This is a genomic window from Janthinobacterium amylolyticum (assembly GCF_051380655.1).
Taxonomy (GTDB): Bacteria; Pseudomonadota; Gammaproteobacteria; order Burkholderiales; family Burkholderiaceae_D; genus Janthinobacterium.
In genome coordinates, this window is the sequence record NZ_JBNYXL010000019.1 from 37,735 (window position 1) to 58,869 (window position 21,135).

Annotated in this window: 17 protein-coding genes; 2 read left to right on the forward strand and 15 right to left on the reverse strand. The window is 65.1% G+C overall.

Features of this window, described 5'->3' with window-relative positions; all coding sequences use genetic code 11:
• Positions 1 to 43: 43 nt before the first annotated feature.
• From glpK to araD, 15 genes are all read right to left on the reverse strand, one after another.
• Positions 44 to 1,534 carry a glycerol kinase GlpK gene (glpK, locus tag ACQ4WR_RS27715; RefSeq protein WP_436491268.1) on the reverse strand — a complete coding sequence of 497 codons (1,491 nt, stop codon included), beginning with the start codon at positions 1,532 to 1,534 and terminating at the stop codon, positions 44 to 46.
• Positions 1,531 to 3,090: a glycerol-3-phosphate dehydrogenase gene (gene glpD, locus ACQ4WR_RS27720; RefSeq protein WP_436491270.1), complete on the reverse strand. Its 1,560-nt coding sequence runs from the start codon at positions 3,088 to 3,090 to the stop codon at positions 1,531 to 1,533. Before glpD ends, glpK begins: the two co-directional genes overlap by 4 nt.
• Positions 3,091 to 3,121: 31 nt before the next feature.
• Positions 3,122 to 3,901 (reverse strand): TSUP family transporter, encoded by a 780-nt coding sequence (locus ACQ4WR_RS27725; RefSeq protein ID WP_436491272.1) that lies wholly within the window; start codon positions 3,899 to 3,901, stop codon positions 3,122 to 3,124.
• Positions 3,902 to 3,908: 7 nt separating this feature from the next.
• The gene (locus ACQ4WR_RS27730; protein WP_436491274.1) at positions 3,909 to 5,930 is read right to left on the reverse strand and encodes an alpha-glucosidase; all 2,022 of its coding nucleotides are present in this window, start codon (positions 5,928 to 5,930) and stop codon (positions 3,909 to 3,911) included.
• Between the two features lie 69 nt (positions 5,931 to 5,999).
• Entirely contained in the window at positions 6,000 to 7,415 is a 1,416-nt protein-coding gene (locus ACQ4WR_RS27735) for a porin (protein WP_436491276.1), read from the reverse strand.
• Positions 7,416 to 7,530: 115 nt separating this feature from the next.
• Complete coding sequence (locus tag ACQ4WR_RS27740; protein WP_436491278.1) at positions 7,531 to 8,985, reverse strand: NAD-dependent succinate-semialdehyde dehydrogenase; 1,455 nt, start codon at positions 8,983 to 8,985, stop codon at positions 7,531 to 7,533.
• Positions 8,986 to 9,134: 149 nt separating this feature from the next.
• Positions 9,135 to 9,923: an SDR family NAD(P)-dependent oxidoreductase gene (locus tag ACQ4WR_RS27745; protein ID WP_436491280.1), complete on the reverse strand. Its 789-nt coding sequence runs from the start codon at positions 9,921 to 9,923 to the stop codon at positions 9,135 to 9,137.
• 28 nt (positions 9,924 to 9,951) lie between these two features.
• Positions 9,952 to 10,872, reverse strand: coding sequence for an SMP-30/gluconolactonase/LRE family protein (locus ACQ4WR_RS27750; protein ID WP_436491282.1), 921 nt, complete (start codon positions 10,870 to 10,872; stop codon positions 9,952 to 9,954).
• Entirely contained in the window at positions 10,865 to 11,761 is an 897-nt protein-coding gene (locus ACQ4WR_RS27755) for an aldose 1-epimerase (RefSeq protein WP_436491284.1), read from the reverse strand. The genes ACQ4WR_RS27750 and ACQ4WR_RS27755 overlap by 8 nt, the downstream gene beginning before the upstream one ends.
• 8 nt (positions 11,762 to 11,769) lie before the next feature.
• Positions 11,770 to 12,600: a carbohydrate ABC transporter permease gene (locus tag ACQ4WR_RS27760; RefSeq protein WP_102298452.1), complete on the reverse strand. Its 831-nt coding sequence runs from the start codon at positions 12,598 to 12,600 to the stop codon at positions 11,770 to 11,772.
• Positions 12,597 to 13,511, reverse strand: a complete 915-nt coding sequence (locus ACQ4WR_RS27765; protein ID WP_102298450.1) for a carbohydrate ABC transporter permease — start codon at positions 13,509 to 13,511, stop codon at positions 12,597 to 12,599. Before ACQ4WR_RS27765 ends, ACQ4WR_RS27760 begins: the two co-directional genes overlap by 4 nt.
• A 105-nt stretch (positions 13,512 to 13,616) precedes the next feature.
• Positions 13,617 to 14,867 carry an ABC transporter substrate-binding protein gene (locus ACQ4WR_RS27770; protein WP_436491286.1) on the reverse strand — a complete coding sequence of 417 codons (1,251 nt, stop codon included), beginning with the start codon at positions 14,865 to 14,867 and terminating at the stop codon, positions 13,617 to 13,619.
• 47 nt (positions 14,868 to 14,914) lie between these two features.
• Positions 14,915 to 16,018 carry an ABC transporter ATP-binding protein gene (locus tag ACQ4WR_RS27775; RefSeq protein WP_436491288.1) on the reverse strand — a complete coding sequence of 368 codons (1,104 nt, stop codon included), beginning with the start codon at positions 16,016 to 16,018 and terminating at the stop codon, positions 14,915 to 14,917.
• Positions 16,019 to 16,093: 75 nt separating this feature from the next.
• A complete protein-coding gene (locus ACQ4WR_RS27780; protein WP_436491290.1) occupies positions 16,094 to 16,906 on the reverse strand; it encodes an HpcH/HpaI aldolase family protein in 813 nt (270 codons plus the stop codon).
• Between the two features lie 42 nt (positions 16,907 to 16,948).
• A complete protein-coding gene (gene araD, locus ACQ4WR_RS27785; protein ID WP_436491292.1) occupies positions 16,949 to 18,685 on the reverse strand; it encodes an L-arabinonate dehydratase in 1,737 nt (578 codons plus the stop codon).
• Between the two features lie 338 nt (positions 18,686 to 19,023).
• Between araD and ACQ4WR_RS27790 the strand changes: the two genes are divergently transcribed.
• Positions 19,024 to 20,058, forward strand: a complete 1,035-nt coding sequence (locus ACQ4WR_RS27790) for a LacI family DNA-binding transcriptional regulator (protein ID WP_436491294.1) — start codon at positions 19,024 to 19,026, stop codon at positions 20,056 to 20,058.
• A 284-nt stretch (positions 20,059 to 20,342) separates the two neighbouring features.
• Entirely contained in the window at positions 20,343 to 20,840 is a 498-nt protein-coding gene (locus ACQ4WR_RS27795; protein ID WP_436491296.1) for a hypothetical protein, read from the forward strand.
• The last annotated feature ends 295 nt before the right edge of the window (positions 20,841 to 21,135 follow it).

The following is a 21,135-nucleotide window of genomic DNA, read 5'->3' on the forward strand; positions in this document are numbered from 1 at the left end:
CCCGCGGGCGGCGTGCTGACTTGCAGGCCGCCGCAAGCGTCAATTATCCCTCCCCATTCCCCGTAAACCGCCGCACCGCCACTTCCCACTGCTGCATCAGGCTGGCAGCCTGGTCGCGTCCGATGGTGGGCAGGAAGGTTCTTTCCGCGCGCCAGTGCGATGCCAGCTCGTCGGTGCTTTGATACACGCCGATGGCCAGGCCCGCCAGGTAGGCCGCGCCCAGGGCCGTTGTTTCGATCACTTGCGGGCGCACCACGGGAATGCCCAGCAGGTCGGCCTGGAATTGCAGCAGCAGGTTGTTGGCGCAGGCGCCGCCGTCCACGCGCAGCTCGGTGATCGGTGCTTGCGCGTCGCGCGTCATGGCGCCCAGCAGGGCGGCGCTCTGGAAGGCGATCGCTTCCAATGCCGCGCGGGCGATGTGGCCCACCGTGCTGCCGCGGCTCAAGCCCAGGATGGCGCCCTTGGCGGACGGCACCCAGTAGGGCGCACCGAGTCCCGTGAACGACGGCACGAAGACCACGCCGCCCGAGTCGGGCACGGAGGCGGCCAGGCCTTCCGCTTCGCCCGCGTGGCCGATGGCACCCAGGCCGTCGCGCAGCCATTGCACCACGGCGCCGCCGATGAAGACGCTGCCTTCGAGCGCATACGCGGGCTGCGTGCCCACCTGGCAGGCGGCCGTGCTGATCAGGCCATGCTGCGATTGCGCGCATTGGTCGCCCGTATTCAGCAGCAAAAAGCAGCCGGTGCCATAGGTGTTCTTCGCCATGCCCGGCTTGAAGCAGGTCTGGCCGAACAGCGCCGCCTGCTGGTCGCCGGCGATGCCGCCGATGATGACGGGGCTGCCCAGCACCTCCGCATCCGTTTCGCCATACACGTGGCTCGACGGGTGGACGGATGGCAGCAGGCTGGCGGGAATGCCCAGCCAGTCGAGCAGCTGGGCATCCCAGCAGCCTTCATGCAGGTTCCACAGCATGGTGCGCGAAGCGTTGCTGACGTCGCTCACGTGCAGGCGGCCGCCCGTCATTTTCCACGCCAGCCAGGTATCGATGGTGCCGAAGGCCAGTTCGCCGCGCATGGCCCGCGCGCGGGCGCCGGGCACGGCGTCGAGTATCCAGCGCAGCTTGGTGCCGGAAAAATACGGATCGAGCACCAGGCCTGTTTTCGCGTGGATGGCGCCGGCCAGGCCGCGCGCGCGCAAGTCCTCGCACAGCGCTTCCGTGCGGCGGTCTTGCCAGACGATGGCGTTGTAGACGGGTTCGCCCGTGGCGCGGTCCCACACCACCGTCGTTTCGCGCTGGTTGGTGATGCCCAGCGCGCCCAGCGCATCGGCCCGCAAGCCCGTCTTGGCCAGCACTTCGCGGCAGGTCTCGATCTGGCTGTGCCAGATTTCCATCGGGTCGTGCTCGATCCAGCCCGGCTGCGGGAACAGCTGGCGAAATTCGCGCTGCGCCACGGCGACGATGGCGCCTGTTTCATCGAAGACCATGCTGCGCGAACTGGAGGTGCCCTGGTCGAGGGCCAGCAAATACGTCATGCCGCCACCTCCTGCGCCAGATGCACCGCCAGCCACTGCTGCAGGCGCGCCACGTCGGCCGGCGCGCAGCGCAAGCCCAGTTTGCTGCGCCGCCACAGGATGTCGTCGCTGCTTCTGGCCCATTCCACCTCGATCAGATAGCACGCTTCGGCCTCGTACAGGCCCGGCGCCAGCTGCGCGCCCAGGTCGGCCAGCGAGGCGGCGCCCGTCAGCAGGCGTGTGGCGCGGCTGCCGTAGGCGCGCGCATAGCGGCGCGCCAGCGCGGGCGGCAGCCACGCGTGGTCGCGCTGGAAGCGGGCGAGGAAGGCGTCGAAATCATGGCTGTCCACCAGTCGGTTCGCCTGCTGCAGGTCGCCGCCGGGCAGCGGCGCCTCGGCCGTCCATGCCGCGGCGGCATTGTCCAGCAGGGGCACCAGCAAGCCCAGTGCTTCCTCTGCCAGCTTGCGGTAGGTGGTGATCTTGCCGCCCCAGATATTGAGCAGCGGCGCGCCCGTCGCCGCCTCGCCGCGCGCCACTTCCAGCAGGTAGTCGCGCGTGACGGCCGAGGCGTTCTGCGCGCTGTCGTCGAGCAGCGGGCGCACGCCGGAATACGTCCACACGACGTCGGCGGAGCCGATCTCGCGCTTGAAATAGCGGTTCGCGGCCTGGCACAGGTAATCGATTTCCATCTGGCTGATTTTGACCTGGCTCACGTCCCCCTTGTATTCCTCGTCCGTAGTGCCGATCAGGGTAAAGTCGTCCTGGTAGGGGATGGCGAAGATGATGCGCTGGTCGGGATTCTGGAAAATGTAGGCATGCGGATGCTCGAACAGGCGCGGCACGATGATGTGGCTGCCCTTGATCAGGCGCAGGCCCTGCGTCTTGCCGCCGCCGGCCGCGCCGGCAAATTGCGCCGTCCACGGTCCTGCCGCGTTGACGATGGCGCGTGCGCGCAGGGTCTTGCGCTGGCCATCCTCGGCTTGCAGGGTGGCTTGCCAGGCGCCGCCATCGCGGCGCGCATCGACGCAGGCCGTGCGCGTGAGGATGTGCGCGCCGTGTTCCTGCGCGTCGAGCGCGTTGAGCACCACTAGGCGGGCGTCGTCGACCCAGCCGTCGGAATACACGAAGCCCTTGCGGTAGCCCGTTTTCAGGGGCGCGCCGGCCGCGTGCTTGTCCAGGGCGATGCCTTGCGAGGCAGGCAGAAATGCCCGTTTGGCCAGGTGGTCGTACAGGAACAGGCCAGCGCGTATCATCCAGGCGGGGCGCTGGGCGGCGTCGTGCGGCATGACGAAGCGCATCGGCCACATGATGTGGGGCGCGGCGCGCAGCAGCACTTCGCGTTCCTGCAGTGCCTTGCGCACCAGCTTGAATTCATAGTACTCGAGGTAGCGCAGGCCGCCGTGTATCAGCTTGGTGGACGCGGACGAGGTGTGCTGCGCCAGGTCGTGCTGTTCGCACAGCACCACGCGCAGGCCGCGGCCGGCCGCGTCGCGCGCGATGCCGGCGCCATTGATGCCGCCGCCGACGACCAGCAGGTCGCAGTCGGGGGGCAGGGAAGAAAAGCGGGAAGCGGACATGGAGGGCTCGTCTGGTAAAAGTATAAAAAGGCTAAAAAACGGCGCCGCCGCAGGCCAGCAGCGACAGCACGGGCGGCAGCACCAGGGCCAGGCCGGCGATCAGCAGCAGCACGAAGACGGTGCGGCGCACCTGTTCGATAGGCAGGCGCGAAGGGTGGCGGCGCGCCAGCCACGTCAGGCCCATCACCAGCGGCAAGGCTTCCACGGTCAGCCACACGGCCGTCATGCTGAACTGGCCATGCGCCAGCACCAGGGCCAGGCGCAGCACGGCGTTCGCCGCAAACAGCACGATGAGAAAATGGCGTATCGTCTCGGCCGCCCACGGCTGGCGGTACAGGTGGTAGACCATGGGCGGGCCGGCGCTGGCGAACAGGCCGCCCATCACGCCGGACACGCCGCTGAAGAACAGGAAGGCGGGCAGGCTGGACTGCCGCGCGCGCGCGCTGGCGCGCAGCACCAGCATGAAGGCGCAGACTACAATGGCGCAGCCTAGCAGGAAGCGCAGCAGGGTCACTTGCTGCGCGCTGAACCAGCCCAGCAGCACCACGCCCGCAGCCACGCCCAGCAAGCTGGCGGCCAGCGACGGCGCGAACACGGGCCAGGCCAGCTGCGGCCGCGAACGGCCAAACGTGATGGCCGCATTGGCCAGCACCAGCACGCTGACGACGTTGGCCACATCGGCCAGGCTGGCCAGGTGCAGCACGGCCGTCAGTCCCAGCAGGATCAGGCCGAAGGCAAAGCCCGTCAGGTTCTGCGCCACGCTGGCCAGCGCCACGCAGGCCAGGAATAGCAGGTGCGACGCCACGCTCATGCCACGCTCATTTCGCCAGCGACAGGAAAAAGTCCTGCTGCGCGCAGCCGCGCCGCACGAAGACGGGTGGCTGGCCCAGCGGCGCATCGACTTCCACGCGCTGGCCGCCGTCGAAGGCCGTGCCGCTCCACAGGTGGATCCAGGCATCGCCTTGCGGCAGGTAGGCGCTCCAGCGCGCGGCGCCGGCCGCGTGCACGGGCGCCACCAGCAGGTCGGGGCCGAACAGGTACTGGTCCTGGATGGCGTAGGTGGCGCGGTCGTGTTCATAGTGCAGGAACAGCGGGCGCTGCAGCGGCAGGCCGCGCGCCACGGCATCCTCGGCCAGCGCGCGGATGGTCGGTGCCAGCGCCACGTGCAGCCGCGTCATGCTGGCGAAGTGGCGGAACACCTGTTCATCCTGGTAGAACTGGAAGTTTTCGTCGGGGCGGTTGCCTTCGTGCGTGCGCATCATCGACGTGAAGACGGCCATTTCCGTCCAGCGCTGGAACAGTTCGGCCGTGCGCAGGTTGCCGAACAAGCTCGTATAGCCGCCGATATCGCTGTGGTGGTAGGCATTGCCCAGGAGGCCAGACGACAGGGCGCCGCAGATCACCGTTTGCAAGCCGTCATGGCGGCTGAAGTCGACCGACTGGTCGCCCGCCCACAGCAGCGGGCAGTGCGCCTGCACGCCCGTGTAGCCGGCGCGCATGAAGAAGGTGGCGTCGCCCGTCTTGCCGGCCCGCTCGATGGCGCGCGCATTGACTTCGGCCCACAGGGTCGGCCACGCATTGTGCATCAGGCGCGCGTCGGCGCCATTGTACAGGCGCAGGTCGATCGGCAGGTACTCGCCGAAATCGGCCATCCAGCCGGACAGGCCGAAATCGAGCATTTCCTGGCGCAGTATGCGTTCCTCGAACCACAGCGCGGCGGCCGGATTGGTGAAGTCGACGACGCCGCAATCGAATTCGCCGAAGTCCACCAGGTAGGCGCCGCCATCCATGGCTGTCGCCAGGAAGCCCTGTTGCATCGCTTCCTGGTACAGGGTGCCGTCGTTGCACAGATAAGGGTTGACGTAGCCGAGGAAGCGGATGTCCTGCTTGCCCAGGTCGGCGATCCAGTTCTTCAGGTCAGGGTAGCGCTGCGGCTGCCAGCGCCAGTCCCAGAACAAGCGCTTGCCGAACGAGGTCTGGCGCAAGCCGACCCAGTCCTCGCACCACAGGGCGCTGACGGGCAAGCCGTGCTGCTGCGCCTGCGCGAGGATGGCGCGCGCGTGCTCTTCGCCGCCTTTCAGGCCCAGCATGGCGCCATTTTGCAGCCAGGCGGGCAATTGCGGCTGGCGGCCGAAGCGCTGCGAGACGACGCCGACCAGGTCGGCGAAGGTCTCGGCCAGCATGAATTCCAGGCGCTCGGGCATGGCCCAGAACTGCAGTTCGTGGAAATCGGACTGGCGGAAATCGAAGTCCGCATACGCCGTCGTTTCCGCATGCAGGCAATAGCGCTGCGACGAGATGAAGCTCGGCTGCGGATAATTCGTGTGATAGTAGTCGCCGCCCGACTTGGACGTCACGTCCGCCTGCCACGTCAGGTGCGTCGACTTGTCGCGGCCCACGCCAGGCTCCGACGTCCACAGGGGGAAGTGGCGGCCGCGCAGGTCGAAATACGACATCTGCTCGCCGCAGCCCCACACATGCTCGTCCTGTTCCGCCGGCAGGCGCAGCCACAAACGGTTCCAGCCCGGCGCCGCGTAGCGCACCACCAGGTGCAGGCCATGCGGCGTCGCCTGCACGGCCAGCACCAGTTGCGCAGCGTCTCCCGCATGGCGCGCAAAGCTCAGGGTGGTGGCGCCATCGGCCTCGGTGACGGTCAGCCCGCGCAGGGCGCTGCGCTCTTCGACGTAATCCTCGATTTCGAAGTTGCCGCGGTACATTTCCATGCTTTCGCGGCCCTGGCCGACGAACACGCATGGCGCAGCGGCGCTGTGGCGCAGCAGCAAGCGGCCGGCGCAGCGCAGGGCAAGGCTGTCATTTTCCTGGTGTAGTGTGAACTGCATGGCGATCAACTCCTGTGAAAACCGGCCGCCCGCGGGGTGGCGCGTGGCGGGCCGGGGTTACTGCACTAATTAAAAGACGAGGAACATGCCGGCGGTCAGCTCGACGGGGCTGTAGCCGAAGTAGTTATTGTCCCCCCGGAACTGCAATACGCCCAGCTTGGCATGGCTGTTGTTGGCGATGCGCGTGGCGTAGGCGTAGAACGACAGGGTAGGCTGGAAGTTGTACAGGTAGCCCAGCGAGTAGGCCGTCGATTTCGGCTTGCCCACGCCATCGCCCGTGTTGGTGCCGAACGCGCCCCTGGCGTTGGCGCCGTCATAGCTGATGTGCGCCAGGCTGCCTTCGATGCGGTGCTTGCCGATGTCATACGCGCCCGAGACGCCAAAGGCGTCAGCCGCATAACCGCCCGCGTTCGACACGCGGTAGGAGGTGTAGGAGCCGCCCAGGGTAAAGTCGTGCCACTTGTAGCGCGCGCCGACGATATCGGTGACCTGGTTGCGCTTGACGAAGTTCGGCGTACCGGCCGTGCTGATATCGTTGCTCTGCTGGTAATCCATGTGCGCATAGCCGAGGAACAGGTCGCCCTTTTTGTACAGCACGTTGGCGGCCCAGCTGCGGCCATCGTTTTCCAGGTCGGTGGCGGAAGACGCCTGCTGGCCGGCCGAATACGACACTTCCGCCGAGATATTGTTCCAGGTGGGGCTGCGGTAGCGCAGGGCGTTGCCATAAAACAGGGCCGTGCCCGAGTTGTTGCCCGCCAAACTCGTCGTCTTGCTGGCGTTATTCGTCACGGGGTCCTTCAGGTAGCGGCCCAGCGATTCGGGGCGCGTGAGCGAGAACAGGGCGCTGAAGTCATTCGCGCCATAGTTGTGCGCCGAGGCCAGGTCAGCGCCCAGCGAGACCCAGAATGGCGCCATGTACATGGTGCCGCCTTCGACCGAGCCCCAGGTGGTCGACGCAAAGCCGACGGTGGAGCCGCGGTTGAACAGCACGGACGAGGTGGTGTTGTTCTGTGTGCCGCCGCCCGCGTTGCCATTGAACAGGTTCAGACCTGTCTCGACGCCGAAGATGGCCTTGTATTCATCGCTGAAGACCCAGGCGCCCGTCAGGCCCAGGCGGCTGGCCATCTCGCCCTGGTTCAGGCGGTGGTTCGTCAGCTGGCGCCCGCCGGCATCCTTGCCGCGCGAGACCGTATAGCCGATGTCGCCACGGCCGTACAGCTTCCAGTTGAAGCCAGTGGCGGACTTTATCGGGGCTGCCGCCGATGATGCCGGTGTGGCCGTCATCGCTGCCGTGGGGGCGGCTGCCGCTGGTGCAGGCTGGGCCGCCTTCGCCTCCATCTGCGCCACTCTTTCCTGCAGCTGGGCCAGCATGGCTTTCATGTCGCTCAGTTCATCGGCGCGTGCGTTAGCGCTAACAAATGACGCCGAGAAAAGCGCGCCGGTGATGGCCGCGGCCACGGTGGTCTTGCGTAATGTCGTCTGCATGATCTTGTCTCCTGTATTTTTTATATGGAATTCGTTGCTGATCCCTGCTTGCTACGGTGCTGCCAGGCTGCTGCCTGGCACTTGCACGGCAGCCTGTCTTGCTACATTAAAATAATCAAATTCCTCCCATGCACAGATATTTGATATCGAGGAAGTCGTCCATGCCGTAATGCGAACCTTCGCGGCCCATGCCCGAATGCTTGACGCCGCCGAACGGCGCCATTTCATTGGCGATCATGCCCGTGTTGATGCCGACCATGCCCACTTCCAGTTCCTCGGCCACGCGCCAGACCCTGCCCAGGTCGCGGCTGTAGAAATAGCCGGCCAGGCCGAACTGCGTGGCGTTGGCCATGGCGACGACTTCGTCTTCGCTGCCGAAGCGGAACAGCGGTGCCAGCGGGGCGAAAGTTTCCTCGGTGGCGACCAGCATGTCGCTGTTCGCTTCCAGTACCACGCTGGGCTCGAAAAAGCTGCCGCCCAGCGCGTGGCGCTTGCCGCCGATGGCCAGCTTGCCGCCCTTGGACAGCGCGTCGGCGATATGCTGCTCGATCTTGCGCACGGCGTTTTCATCGATCAGCGGGCCTTGCGTGACGCCCGCGTCCAGGCCATTGCCCAGTTTCAGCTCGGCCACCTTGGCCACCAGGCGGGCGGCGAAGTCATCGTAGATGCTGTCCTGCACGTAGATGCGGTTGGCGCACACGCAGGTCTGGCCGCTGTTGCGGTATTTCGACATCAGCACGCCTTCAACGGCCGCGTCGATGTCGGCATCGTCGAAGACGATGAAGGGCGCGTTGCCGCCCAGTTCCAGCGACAGCTTCTTGATGGTGCCGGCCGCTTCGCGCGACAGCCAGGCGCCCACTTCCGTCGACCCCGTAAACGTGATCTTGCGCACCAGGTCGTTGTGGCACAGTTCCGTGCCGATCGCTTGCGCCGCGCCCGTCACCACATTGAAGACGCCGGGCGGCACGCCGGCGCGCAGCGCCAGTTCGCCCAGGGCCAGGGCCGACAGCGGCGTTTGCGACGCCGGTTTCAGCACCATCGCGCAGCCGGCCGCCAGGGCGGGGCCGGCCTTGCGCGTGATCATGCCGTTCGGGAAATTCCACGGCGTGATGGCCGCGCACACGCCGATCGGCTGCTTGATGACGACGATGCGCTTGTCGTTCGACGGCGGCGCGATCACGTCGCCATATGCGCGCTTGCCTTCCTCGGCAAACCATTCCAGGTAGGCCGCGTTCGAGACGATCTCGCCCTTGGCTTCGGCCAGCGACTTGCCTTGCTCGCTGGTGAGGATCAGCGCCAGGTCGTCGGCGTGCTGCAAGATCAAGGCATGCCATGCGCGCAGCACCGTGGCGCGCGCCTTCACGGTCTGCTTGCGCCACAGGCGGAAGGCCGCATGCGAGGCGGCGATGGCGCGCCGCGTCTCGGCCGCGCCCATGCGCGGCACCGTGGCGAAGACTGCGCCCGTGGCCGGATTCGTGACATCGATGGTAGCGCCGTCATCGGCGTCGCACCAGGTGCCGTCGATCAGGCATTGCTGTTTCAACAGGCTTGCGTCTTGCAGGTTCAACATGAGAGTCCTCCTTGAAGATTGATATTGTTAGAACGCATAAAAAACCGTAGCGAGCGGCAGCGAGTTGTGGCCGAGAAGCGCAGCTGTGCTTTAGCACAGTGAGCATCGCAGGCCGCAAATCGCGACGCGCAGCAGGTTTTTTAGCGTTCTTAGCCAGCGACAGAGACTTGCGCCAGTCCCGCGTCGACGATGATGTTCTGGCCCGTGATGCCGTCCGAATCATCGGCCGCCAGGAACAGGGCCGTGCGCGCCACGTGGCCCGCGTCGAGCCGGTATTTCAGGCATTGCAGTTCGATGAACTTGCGGTCCTCGTCCGGGTCGCGCCACAGGGCGGTCTGGCGGTCCGTGGCGATGGCGCCCGGGGCGATGGCGTTGACGCGGATATTCTGTTCGCCCAGCTCGCGCGCCAGGGTGCGCGACAGGCCCGCGATGCCCGCCTTGGAGGTGGTGTAGCCGACCAGGTTGGGGCGCCCGCGCATCCATGAAATCGAGCCGAGGTTGATGATGGAGCCGCCGCCGGCGGCCGCCATGCCGGGCGCCACCTGCTGGATGGCGAACACGTGGTGTTTCAGGTTCAGGGCCAGGCAGTTGTCCCAGTACTCGGGCGTCAGTTCGGCCAGTGAATGGCGGTCGTCGCGGCCCGCGTTATTGAGCAGCACGCGGATGGCGCCGAAGCGCGCCTCGACATCGGCCAGGCTGGCCTGGTAGGCGGCGATGTCGCGGATGTCGCTGTACACGAAACAGGGTGCGTGGCGGCACAGGGGCGCCAGGCGCGCGGCCAGGGCGGCGCTGGCATCGCGGTCGATGTCGCAAAAAGCCACTTGCGCGCCTTGCAGGGCGAAATGCTCGACCAGCGCGGCGCCGATGCCGGAGCCGCCGCCGGAGACGAAGACCACGCGGTCCTGCAGGCTGGGGTAGAGAGTGATGTTGGCGTTCATGCTGTCCTCGGGAGGGTTGTGTGGGGGATCAATCCCGGTAAAGGGGTTCGGCGCGGCCGGCCACGTCCAGGCGCACGGCAAACAGGCCGCCGGCCTGCGGCTGGCGCGCCAGTTCGTCGTCGCCAGCGCCTTCGCGCGCGCTGGTGATGTACAGGGTGCGCAGGTCGGCGCCGCCAAAGGCGATCATGGTGGGGCGCGTGACGGGCACGCGCACGATGCCGATGATTTCGCCCTGCGGCGAAAAGCGCAGCACCCGGCCGCCTTCGTATTGCGCGCTCCAGTAGCAGCCTTCCGCATCGATGGCCGCGCCATCGGGGCGGCCGCCGTACACGGCTGCTTCGCCCTTGACGGGCAGGCGGGCAAACACCTGGCGTTCGCCCACCTGGCCGCTGGCCGCGTCGAATTCAAAACGGTAGATCACGTGGTTCGGCGTGTCGGACTGGAACAGGGATTTGCCATCTTCCGCGAAGGCCAGGCCGTTGCTGACCTTTACGCCGAAGTGTTGCTCCGGATTCTGTTGCGGCCCCCAGCCCAGGCGCGTGGCGCCCCGCTCCAGGCAAAACATGGCGGCCAGTTCCGCCTTGCGCGGTTCGTACATGGCGCCGGCCCAGAAACGCCCGGCGCTGTCGCAGCGGCCATCGTTGAAACGCATGTCGCGGCTGTCGTAGGGCGCGTCGGCCAGCTTGTCGAGCAAGCCTTCCTGCGGATAAAAACGGTAGAAGCCGTCGCGCAGGGCCGCCACCAGGCCGCCCTTTTCCGCCAGGGCGATGCAGCCCGGCTCGCACGGCACCCACCAGACGCGGTCGAGGCTTGTGGCCGGATCGTAGCGGTGCACACGGCGTCCGGCGATGTCGATCCAATATAAACACTGTTCGGCCACGCTCCACAGCGGGCATTCGCCCAGCTGGGCGCGCGCATCGAGCACGAGTTCGGCTTGCCACTCACGCATGCTGTTTCTCCTCGATTGCCAGGCGCATGGCGATGTGCAGTGTTTCGCCTGGCGCCAGCAGGCGCATGCCCGTGTCGTGCGCGCCGCGCGCGGCCAGCGCAAACGCGTTATTCGCGTGCGTGACGGGTTCGATGGCGATGAAGTTTCGCTCATCGTTGGGCGCGAAGCACACGAGGTGGCGGCAATTGTCGCTGGCCGACAGCTGCACCTTGTAGTCGCCGTAATCGAGGCTGGCGCGACCCGTCCAGCCGCTGTAGCAATGGTCGCTGTGCCAGCCGGCCACCGGCTGCGGCGCGGTGAACGGCGACGCTTGCGACACGGGTGCCAGGCCGGCCGGCAAGTGGTCATCGCCCATGCTCCACACGCCATCCCATTGCGTCTGCAGGCGCGGGCCTGGCGCCAGCGGGAAATAGGGATGAAAACCCAGGCCGGCGGGCATGGCGCGCGTGTCGTCATTGCGCACGGATAGCGTCAGGCGCAGGCCGGCGGCATCGAGCAGCACGGTTTGCCGCGCCTCGCAGGCGTATGGCCAGTCGGCGTCGGGTGCGTGGATGAGCGCCAGTTCGGCGCTGTCGTCCGCGCGCGCCAGCACCTGCCAGGCGCGCTGCCAGCCAAAGCCGTGGATGCTGTGCGGCTCGGGCGGGAAGTTGGCGCGCAGCGCATGCGTGTGGCCATCGGCCGGCAGCATGGCGTCGCCGATGCGGTTCGAGTACGGCACCAGGGGGTAGCAGGCCATCTGCCGCACGTTCGCAGTGGCCAGGCCGGCTGGCGCGGCGCGCAGGATGTCGCGCCCGCGCCAGCGGAAAGCCGCCAGCGCGCCACCTGTGGCCGGATGGACGTCGGCGCGGCAGTCGCCGTGCGCCAGGGTGAAGGGAGACTGCTGCTTCATTTTCAGCCTCAGCCTTTCAAGCCGCCGGAGGTCAGGCCGCTGACGACCTTTTCCTGGAAGATCACGATCAGCACGACGATCGGCACGATGGCCACCACCAGCGCCGCCGAAATGATCGGCCACGGGAAGGCAAACTCGCCCTGGTACAGCTGGATGCCGACGGGCAGGGTGCGGTAAGCCACGGCCGAATTCATCGACAGCGCCAGCAGGAACTCGTCCCAGGAATTGACGAACGCCAGGATGGCGGCCGTCGCCACGCCAGGCGCAGCCAGCGGCAGCACGATGCGCCACAGGGCGCTGATGCGGGTGCAGCCGTCAAGCATGGCCGCGTTCTCGATATCGCGCGGGATATCCTGGAAAAAACTCACCATCATCAGCGTGCAAATCGGCAGGTTCAGCACCGTGTACGGCAGCACCAGCGCCCAGTAGGAGTTCAGCAAGCCCAGGCTGCGCATGATCTCGAACAGCGGCACCATCAAGGTCACCAGCGGGAACATCGACACGCCGATGATGGCGGTGAGGATCAGGCCGCGGAAGCGCAGGCGCAGACGGGCGATCGCATACGCGGCCAGCGCGCTGATGAAGAGGCTGAGCAGGGTCGACAGGCCGGCCACGATCAGGCTGTTGGTCAGGAACGTCAGCAGCGGCTGGTCCTGGAAGGCCGAGATGAAATTGCCGATGGTCGGTTCGTGCGGCCAGTAGGTGATCGGCTTTTGCGTCAGTTCGCCCTCGGTCTTCAGCGAGGTGAAAAGAATCCACAGGGCGGGGAAGACGCCGTTGAGGATGACGATCGCGGCGGCGAACCAGCGCAGGCGCTTCGATGAAAACAGGCCGCTCATTCTTTGTCTCCTCTTACATATTTCAGGTATACGAACGTGGTGGCCATCGACAGCAGGAACATGAAGACCGCTAGGGTCGAGCCGTAGCCCACGTCCAGGTAGTCCACGGTATTGGACTGGATGTACATGGCCAGGGTCTTGGTTTCATCGCCAGGGCCGGGCATGTTGTACGGAATATCGAAGGACTGGATGGCCGTCAGGGTGCGGAAGATCAGCGCCACCAGCATCGATGGCACCAGCAGCGGCAGGGTCACTTCCGTAAATTGCTTCCACTTGCTGGCGCCGTCCACCTCGGCCGCTTCATACAGCGAGGCGGGGATGGTTTGCAGGCCGGCCAGCAAGATCAGGGCCATGAACGACGAGGTTTTCCAGATGGTCGTGATGCAGATGGCGGCCATCGTCAGCGCGGGCGAATTGAACCAGATCTGCGGTTCCCAGCCCAGGCCGGGGATCAGCAGGTCGATGCGGCGGATGATGTCGTTCACCAGGCCGTATTCGCTGTGGAAGAACCAGGCGAAGATCAGGCCGACGAAGGCCAGCGGCAAGGCCCACGGCAGCAGCAGCGCCAGGCGCACGGGCCAGCGGTATTTGAACGGCATGTTGGCCAGCATGGCCAGGCCCAGGCCCGCCACCAGCGCGCCCGGCACGGTGACGACGGTGATGATGATGGTGTTTTTCAGCGACTTCCAGAACAGGCTGTCTTCCAGCGCCATCTTGTAGTTGTCCAGGCCCACGAAACTGGGCAGGCCGCCGCCGGACAGGCGGATGTCGAAAAAGCTGTTGTAGATCAGTTTGCTGACCGGGTAGGCCACGATCAGCAGTAAAAACAGAATCGCCGGCGTCAGCAGGACCCAGGCCAGCGTGGATTCGCTGGGGTCCGTGATGCGGCTTTTCAGGGTGCGTTGCCTCATGATTTCCTCGTCTCTTGCTATGCGGGTACTGGTGCATCCATGGCCGCCGCTCTTGCTGGCGGCTGGGCGCGGTTCAGGCGGACGGCATGCCATCCGCCCTGTCATTTAGCGCAGGATGCGCTTGACCCGGTTTTCGATCTCGGCCACGCCGGCCGCCGGCGTTTTCACGCCCGCCATCACGGCATTCGTATTCACGCGCACGGCTTCCGACACTTCGCTGTAGCGCGGCGTGACGGGGCGCGAGCGGGCGCTTTGCACCACCGGCAGCGCATCGGCGAACCAGCCATTGGCGGCCAGCACTTCCTTGTCCTGGTAGACGGACGGATAGACGGGCAGGTTCGAGGCCTTGATGGCCAGCTGCTTCGACACTTCCGGGCTCGACAGCCAGCGCACCAGCTTGGCCGATGCTTCCTTGTTCTTCGAGTACGAAGATACGGCCCACTGCCAGCCGCCAATGCACGAGGCCGGCTTGCCGCCCGCCATGGCCGGCAGGCTGACCACGCCGACTTTGTCCTTCACGCTGCTGTCGGCGCCATCCTGGAAGTGGTTCCAGGCATAGCCCCAGTTGACGGCGAACAAGACGTTGCCGGCCTGGAATTCCTTGCGCGTATCGTCGGTGGCCACTTCGGCGATGTTTTTCTTCGCCACGCCCTGGTCGACCAGCTTGCGCCACATGGCCAGGCCCGCTTCAGCCTTGGGCTTGTCCAGGCTCAGCTTGCCGTTGGTGATCAGCTCGCCGCCCTGGCTCCAGTACGGCAGCAAAAAGGTGCAGACGGCGCCTTCGATGGCCTTGCCCTGGAAGCTGATGCCTTGCAATTCCGGATTCTTTTCGCCGGCCTGGATGGTGCGCGCCACGGTGGCCAGCTCATCCCAGGTTTTCGGCGGCGCCAGCTTGTACTTGGCCAGCAAGTCCTTGCGGTAGTAGAGGAACATGGCGTCGGCAAAGGCGGGCAGGGCCACGACCTTGTTGTCGACCATATTCGCCTGCTTGTAGGCGGGCAGGTACTGGCCCATGACCTTGTCGCGGTCGGCGCCCAGGTATTTGTCCAGGCTTTCGATCCAGCCGGCCGAGGCATATTGCGCCGGGCGGATGATGTCGATCAGGAACACGTCCAGGGTCGAGTCGCCGGCCGACAGCACGGTATTCAGGTATTTCTGCTGCAGTTCCGACGTGGCGCCGCCCGTTTCCAGGTCGATCTTGACGCCGGGATTGGCCGCCATGAACTTGGCGAACAGCTCGCGCATGACTTCGGGGCGTTCCTGGCCGCCGACAAAGACCTTGACGGTTTGCGCATGAACGCTGGTGGCAAGGACGAAGGTGGCGCCGAGCGCCAGGACGAGGGATTTGATACGCATGATGCTTGTCTCCTGTTTTTGGAATGGGTATGTCGCTGGTGCGCGGCTTATCGGGAGGGCAGAACCGCGCCCCCTTGCGGATCGAACAGATGGAATTTCTCCATGTCCAGCTGCACCGTCACTTGCTGCCCTGGCGCCAGGGCGAAGGTGGGCGGCAGGCGCGCCGTCAGTTCGCCGCCTTCGCACTGGAAGATGACCAGGGTTTCCGCGCCCAGCGGCTCGACCACCACCACCGTCGCGGCCAGGGCGGCGCTGGCGCTGCCTGCCGCTTCCAGGGTGATGTCTTCCGGGCGGATGCCGAATTCCACGGCGCGGCCGTCGAGCTTGCCGCACGCGCCCTGGCGTGCTGGCGGCAGGGCCAGGCGGGCTTGGCCCAGGACAATCTCGGCCTGGCCGGCGCCGTTGCGCGCCACCTTGGCGCCAAGGAAGTTCATCGGCGGCGAACCGGTGAAGCCGGCGACGAATTTCGACACGGGTTCGTTGTAGATCTGGTCCGGCGTGCCAACCTGCATGATATTTCCACCCGACAGCACGACGATGCGCTCGGCCAGGGTCATTGCTTCGACCTGGTCATGCGTGACGTAAATGGTGGTGGCGCCGATGCGCTGGTGCAGCTTCTTGATTTCCGTGCGCATTTCCGAGCGCAGCAGGGCGTCCAGGTTCGACAGCGGTTCGTCGAACAGGAACAGCTTGGCCTGGCGCACGATGGCGCGGCCCATGGCCACGCGCTGGCGCTGGCCGCCGGACAGGGCGCGCGGCTTGCGGTCGAGCAAGTGGTCGATTTTCAGGATGGTGGCGGCGGCACGCACGCGCTGTTCGATTTCCGCCTTCGGGAACTTGCGCAGCTTCAAGCCGAAGCCCAGGTTGTCGAACACGGACTTGTGCGGATACAGCGCATAGTCCTGGAAGACCATGGCGATGTCGCGCTCGCGCGGCGGCAAGTCGTTGACGACCTGTCCCTCGATGGAGATGGTGCCGCCCGTGATGGACTCGAGCCCCGCGACCATGCGCATGAGGGTGGACTTGCCGCAGCCCGAAGGGCCCACGAAGACGACGAATTCGCCTTGCTTGATTTCCAGGTCGATGCCATGAATGACTTCGACGCCGTTGTCGTACTTCTTGACGACCTTTTCCAGTTTTACACCTGACATGCTTGTCTCCAAAAGATGCGAATGACGCGTCTGAGCGCGCTATGTGCGTTGCAACGGTGCGTTGCAACTGAATGATTAGTAGGCGCCTGTGTCGAGGGCTTTCGCCAGCGACGGTTTCAGTGCCGTGATAAAGGCGTTGGCCTGGCGCATCATCATGCCCATGTCCGAAGCGATGGCCACGTAGTCATAGCCGTAACTAATGAAAGTGTGCACCATTTCCGGCGAAGGGCCGACAATGCCGATGGGTTTGCCGATGGCGCGCGCGCGGCGGGCCGCGTCGGCAATCGCCGCCTGCACGTCGGGATGGCCGATATTGCCGATATGGCCCATCGCAGCCGACAGGTCGCCGGGCCCCACGAACAGGGCGTCGACGCCCTCGACGGCGGCGATTTCTTCCAGCTGCGCCAGGGCGGCCGGCGTTTCCAGCTGAATAATCGAGAAGACGGCGCCGTTGGCGCGCGTGGCGTAGTCGGGCACGGTGCCATAGCGGCTGGCGCGGTGCATGGCGGCAAAACCGCGCGTGCCGGCAATAGCCTGGCCCGGCTGCGGATAGCGGGTGGCGGCCACGGCGCTGCGCGCTTCGGTGGCGTTTTCCACGAACGGGAACATCAGGGTCTGCGCGCCGATGTCGAGCGCGCGCTTGATTTGCACCAGGTCGTTCCAGGCCAGGCGCACGACGGGGCAGGCCGGCGTGCCGCCCAGCGCCTGCAGGATCTGGTAGGCGTCCTGGTAGTCGATGGGCACGTGTTCCATGTCCAGCACCAGCCAGTCGAAGCCGGCGCAGCCCATGGCTTCGGCCGTTACGGGCGTGCCGGCCATCAGCCAGCTGCCCAGCGGTACTGCTTTGTCCGCCAGCAGGGCGCGGAAGCGGTTGTCCAGGATATCCATATTTACTTTGTGCTCTCTATATATGTAGGGAAGGCGGCGGCGTCAGAAAATCGGCGGCTCGGGCGTGGCGGCGTTGCCCAGCAAGAAGTCCAGGTCGCAGCCCTGGTCGGCCTGCGTCACGTGCTCCATGTACAGCTTGGTGTAGCCGCGCGCATATTTCTGCGCCGGCGCCTGCCACTCGGCGCGGCGGCGCGCCAGTTCCTCGTCCGGCACATCCATGTTCAGGCTGCGCGCGGCAATATCGAGTTCGATCATGTCGCCGTTGCGCACCAGGGCCAGCGGGCCGCCCACGGCCGCTTCCGGCGTCACGTGCAGCACGCAGGTGCCGTAGTGGGTGCCGCTCATGCGCGCGTCGGAGATGCGCACCATGTCGCGGATGCCTTGCTGCAGCAGCTTTTTCGGCACGGGCAGATTGCCCCATTCCGGCATGCCGGGCGCGCCGATGGGGCCGCCGTTGCGCAGGATCAGCACCGTGTTTTCATCGATGTCCAGGTCAGGCGCATGGATCTGCGCCAGCATTTCCGCGTTCGAGTCGAACACGAGGGCGCGGCCCCGGTGTTTGGCGAATTTCGGATTCGCGGCCGACGGCTTGATGACGGCGCCATCCGGGCACAGGTTGCCGCGCAGCACGGCCAGCGCCGCGCCGTCGGCCAGCGGCTGCGACACCTTGCGGATCACGCTGTCGTCCAGGCAGACGGCGTCGGCGATGTTCTCGCCCAGGCTGCGGCCCGTGACCGTCAAGGCCGTCAAGTCCAGCTGCGGCGCGATTTCCTTGAGCAGGGCCGGCATGCCGCCGGCATAGAAGAAATCTTCCATCAGCTTGTCGCCGGACGGGAAGAGGTTGGCGATGACCGGTACTTTTTGCGCCATCGCATCCATTTCATCGAGCGACAGGGCCATGCCGGCGCGCCCGGCAATGGCCGTCAGGTGGATGGCCGCATTGGTCGAGCCACCGAGCGCCATATAAGCGGCCACGCCGTTCGACAGCGAAGCGCGGGTGAAGAAGCGCGACGGTTTCAAGTCTTCCCACACCATGCCCACGATGCGCTCGCCGCACTGCGATGCCATGCGCACGTGGTTGGCGTCCATGGCGGGTATGCTGGTGGCGCCCGGCAAGGTAAAACCCATGGCTTCGACGATGGACGTCATGGTCGATGCCGTGCCCATGGTGTTGCAGGTGCCGGGCGAGCGCGTCATCTTCGCTTCCAGCTTGATCCACTCTGGCTTGGCGATGTCGCCGGCGACGTAGTCGTCCCAGAATTTCTTGGTATGCGTGCCCGCGCCTACGCTCTGGCCACGGTAGCGGTCGTTGAGCATGGGGCCGGCAGGGCAGAAGATGGCGGGGATATCCATGCTGATGGCGCCCATCAGCATGCCGGGCGTGGTCTTGTCGCAGCCGCCCAGCAGCACGGCGCCGTCGATGGGCAGGGAGCGCAGCAGTTCTTCCGTTTCCATGGCGAGGAAGTTGCGGTAGATCATGGTGGTAGGCTTGACCATCACTTCGCCCAGCGACATGGCCGGCAGCTCGACGGGGAAGCCGCCGGCCAGCAGGATGCCGCGTTTGACGGCTTCGGCACGTTCGCGCAGGTGCGAGTGGCACGGCGACAGGTCGCTCCAGGTATTGATGATGGCGATGACGGGGCGCTCGAGGAATTCCTCGCGGCGCAAGCCCATCTGCTGCAGACGCTGGCGGTGGGCGAACGAGCGCATGTCGTCTGGGGCCAGCCAGCGCTGGCTGCGCAGGGATTCCAGCGTGCGGCGGGAGGTAGCGGAGCTCAATGTGTGTCCTTTTCATGTGCCTGGCACGCTGCGTATGGCGTTCCAGTGCTGCTGTCTCGGGTCTTGCCTGCTGCCTTTGTTAGCGCTAACATTGCAAGTACAGCGAAATATAATTTGAATCGCACGGGGCTGTCAACAGATTTAATGCAGGGTGCAGGCGCGCAACCGTTACACTATCGGCATGATTTCATTGGTGCTAATTTCCACTGTGAAATTTCTGTGGCACAACCGGCACCTGTGCGGCGAACTGCGGCGCACCGGCGCCACTCTGGCATCCCCTGTGCGACCGGCCATGGCATGATGCATGGTAATCATCGATTTTTGAGAAGGCAGTACCCATGAACGACCCAGTACGCAAGCGGCGTGGCCTTGGCCGCAGCACCGTGTTCGATGTGGCCAAATTGGCACAGACCTCGGCCATTTCCGTGTCGCGCTATTTCAAGGAACCGGACCGCGTGTCGCAGGAAACGCGCGACCGTATCAAGCGCGCCATCGACCAGCTCGGCTACATCCGCAACGAGGCGGCCGGTGGTCTGGCTTCGACCCAGGGCCGCATCGTGGGCGCCATCGTGCCTAGCGTGTCGAACTCCATCTTCGCGGAAACCATCCAGGGCTTGTCCACCACCTTGTCGCAGCACAATTACCAGTTGCTGCTGGCCACCCACGATTACTCGGTCGAGACGGAAGAGAAGGTGGTGCGCGCCTTTCTCGGCTGGTCGCCGCGCGCGCTGGTGCTGACGGGCGCCGACCACAGCGCCGCCACGGAAACCTTGCTGGCAGGCTTGCAGATTCCCGTCATCGAAACGTGGGATATCCGCCCCGAGCGGCCATATCCACAGATCGGCTTTTCGCATATCGCCACGGGGCGCGACATGACCTTGTATCTGCACGGGCAAGGCTATCGGCGCATTGTGTACGTGGACAGCGGCATCGGCAGCGATTTCCGCGCCCGCAAGCGGGCCCAGGGCTACGAGGAAACCATGCAGCAGCTGGGTTTGCGTGCGGAAATTGTGCAAGCGTCGGTAACGGCGCCGCTCGATGCGGGCGGGCAAGTGTTCAGCGAGCAAATGGCGCGTGCCGAGCGTCCCGACGCCCTGTTTTTTGCCAACGACAACATGGCTGCCGGCGCCATCTATGCAGCGGCTCAGCTCGGCATCCGCATCCCCGAGCAGTGCGCGGTGGCGGGCTTCGGCGACTTCCCGTTCTCGGAAAAGCTCAGTCCGGCACTGACGACGATCCGCGTGCCGCGCTTTGACATCGGCCGCCTGGCCGCGCAAGCCATCCTGCAGCGCCTGGGCGAAGTGGACGAGGGCGCAGCGCCACCGGCCTTGGCGCCGCTTGCTTACGAACTGATCGCGCGTGCCAGCGCTTGAGATGCCGAGCCTGCCGCAGATATTGATGAATCATATTTCTATCATCACAACATACAATTGGATAGCGATGCTGCGATGCGGCATCATGCATCTGTCTCCTCTACTTCCTCACAGGAATTAGATTCAGCCCGCTCCCGCAGCGGGCTTTTTTTTGACCCAATTTTAGCGGCGACAGTGCGGCTCCGGTCATGGTCAGCTTGCCGTTGCGGTATTGTGCCTGCTTGCACAGCTTCATGGCCTAAGATGGCCTGACTTATTCCTGTCCTTGAAAAGGAGACAAGCTGATGATGCCTTTGTTGCGCGCCGCCCGCATGCTTGTGCTGATGGCCCTCGGTGCCTGTTCGGCGGAAAAGCACGCGTTTGATCGCCACTTGGCCCAGTTGCGCCCCGACACCGTCACTGCGCTGCCCGATATGGGATGGCCGGCCGGCACGATGCTGTGTCCGCTGTCCCTGTATCAAAGTGCGCTGGCCGGCTCGGCGCCACTTGCGGGCAGGGTCAACGCCTTCCTGAAGAAAAAGCAATTTCTAGGAGGCGAGGATTGGTCGCTCATCGTCGTCAGGCCGCTGCCAGCGGGAGAGGCCGGTATCGAGCAACTGTTTTTCAAGCGTGCAGACTATGACGTGATCAACGATCCGCAACGCATCGGGCGGGATGTGGAAAAAGTGCCAGCGGGCTTTGCGCCGCAGACTTGCGTAACCGTAGAGCAAGCCCGTGTGCTGGTGACGCGCGAGCAAAGATCGCATCGAAAACTCATCATTTTTGGTACGGCCCTGACGTGATATTGATGAAACGTATTTCTATCATCACAACATACAATTGGATGGCGATGCTGCGATGCGGCATCATTCACCTGTCTCCTCTACTTCCTCACAGGAAATAGATTCAGCCCGCTCCCGCAGCGGGCTTTTTTTTGCCCGTTTTTTGTGACTCAATATCGCGCACGCTTGCTTGCCAAGCTGTAGTGGTCAACCCATCCCGGACACTATATTAAGTTTTTCTTCGACGACGGCCGGTGCCAGTCCCTGGTTGAACTGATGCGGCCGTATCCAGTTATACCGGTGCATCAGGTAATGG

What these genes read in the sequence shown, in the direction of transcription:
- ACQ4WR_RS27790 (WP_436491294.1), top strand. Translation starts at nt 19,024, where the DNA reads ATGAACGACCCAGTACGCAAGCGGCGTGGCCTTGGCCGCAGCACCGTG.
- ACQ4WR_RS27775 (WP_436491288.1), bottom strand. Translation starts at nt 16,018, where the DNA reads ATGTCAGGTGTAAAACTGGAAAAGGTCGTCAAGAAGTACGACAACGGC.
- ACQ4WR_RS27750 (WP_436491282.1), bottom strand. Translation starts at nt 10,872, where the DNA reads ATGCGTGAGTGGCAAGCCGAACTCGTGCTCGATGCGCGCGCCCAGCTG.
- ACQ4WR_RS27780 (WP_436491290.1), bottom strand. Translation starts at nt 16,906, where the DNA reads ATGGATATCCTGGACAACCGCTTCCGCGCCCTGCTGGCGGACAAAGCA.
- ACQ4WR_RS27740 (WP_436491278.1), bottom strand. Translation starts at nt 8,985, where the DNA reads ATGTTGAACCTGCAAGACGCAAGCCTGTTGAAACAGCAATGCCTGATC.
- ACQ4WR_RS27795 (WP_436491296.1), top strand. Translation starts at nt 20,343, where the DNA reads ATGATGCCTTTGTTGCGCGCCGCCCGCATGCTTGTGCTGATGGCCCTC.
- glpD (WP_436491270.1), bottom strand. Translation starts at nt 3,090, where the DNA reads ATGTCCGCTTCCCGCTTTTCTTCCCTGCCCCCCGACTGCGACCTGCTG.
- glpK (WP_436491268.1), bottom strand. Translation starts at nt 1,534, where the DNA reads ATGACGTATTTGCTGGCCCTCGACCAGGGCACCTCCAGTTCGCGCAGC.
- ACQ4WR_RS27735 (WP_436491276.1), bottom strand. Translation starts at nt 7,415, where the DNA reads ATGCAGACGACATTACGCAAGACCACCGTGGCCGCGGCCATCACCGGC.
- ACQ4WR_RS27765 (WP_102298450.1), bottom strand. Translation starts at nt 13,511, where the DNA reads ATGAGGCAACGCACCCTGAAAAGCCGCATCACGGACCCCAGCGAATCC.
- ACQ4WR_RS27770 (WP_436491286.1), bottom strand. Translation starts at nt 14,867, where the DNA reads ATGCGTATCAAATCCCTCGTCCTGGCGCTCGGCGCCACCTTCGTCCTT.
- ACQ4WR_RS27755 (WP_436491284.1), bottom strand. Translation starts at nt 11,761, where the DNA reads ATGAAGCAGCAGTCTCCCTTCACCCTGGCGCACGGCGACTGCCGCGCC.
- ACQ4WR_RS27745 (WP_436491280.1), bottom strand. Translation starts at nt 9,923, where the DNA reads ATGAACGCCAACATCACTCTCTACCCCAGCCTGCAGGACCGCGTGGTC.
- ACQ4WR_RS27725 (WP_436491272.1), bottom strand. Translation starts at nt 3,901, where the DNA reads ATGAGCGTGGCGTCGCACCTGCTATTCCTGGCCTGCGTGGCGCTGGCC.
- ACQ4WR_RS27730 (WP_436491274.1), bottom strand. Translation starts at nt 5,930, where the DNA reads ATGCAGTTCACACTACACCAGGAAAATGACAGCCTTGCCCTGCGCTGC.
- ACQ4WR_RS27760 (WP_102298452.1), bottom strand. Translation starts at nt 12,600, where the DNA reads ATGAGCGGCCTGTTTTCATCGAAGCGCCTGCGCTGGTTCGCCGCCGCG.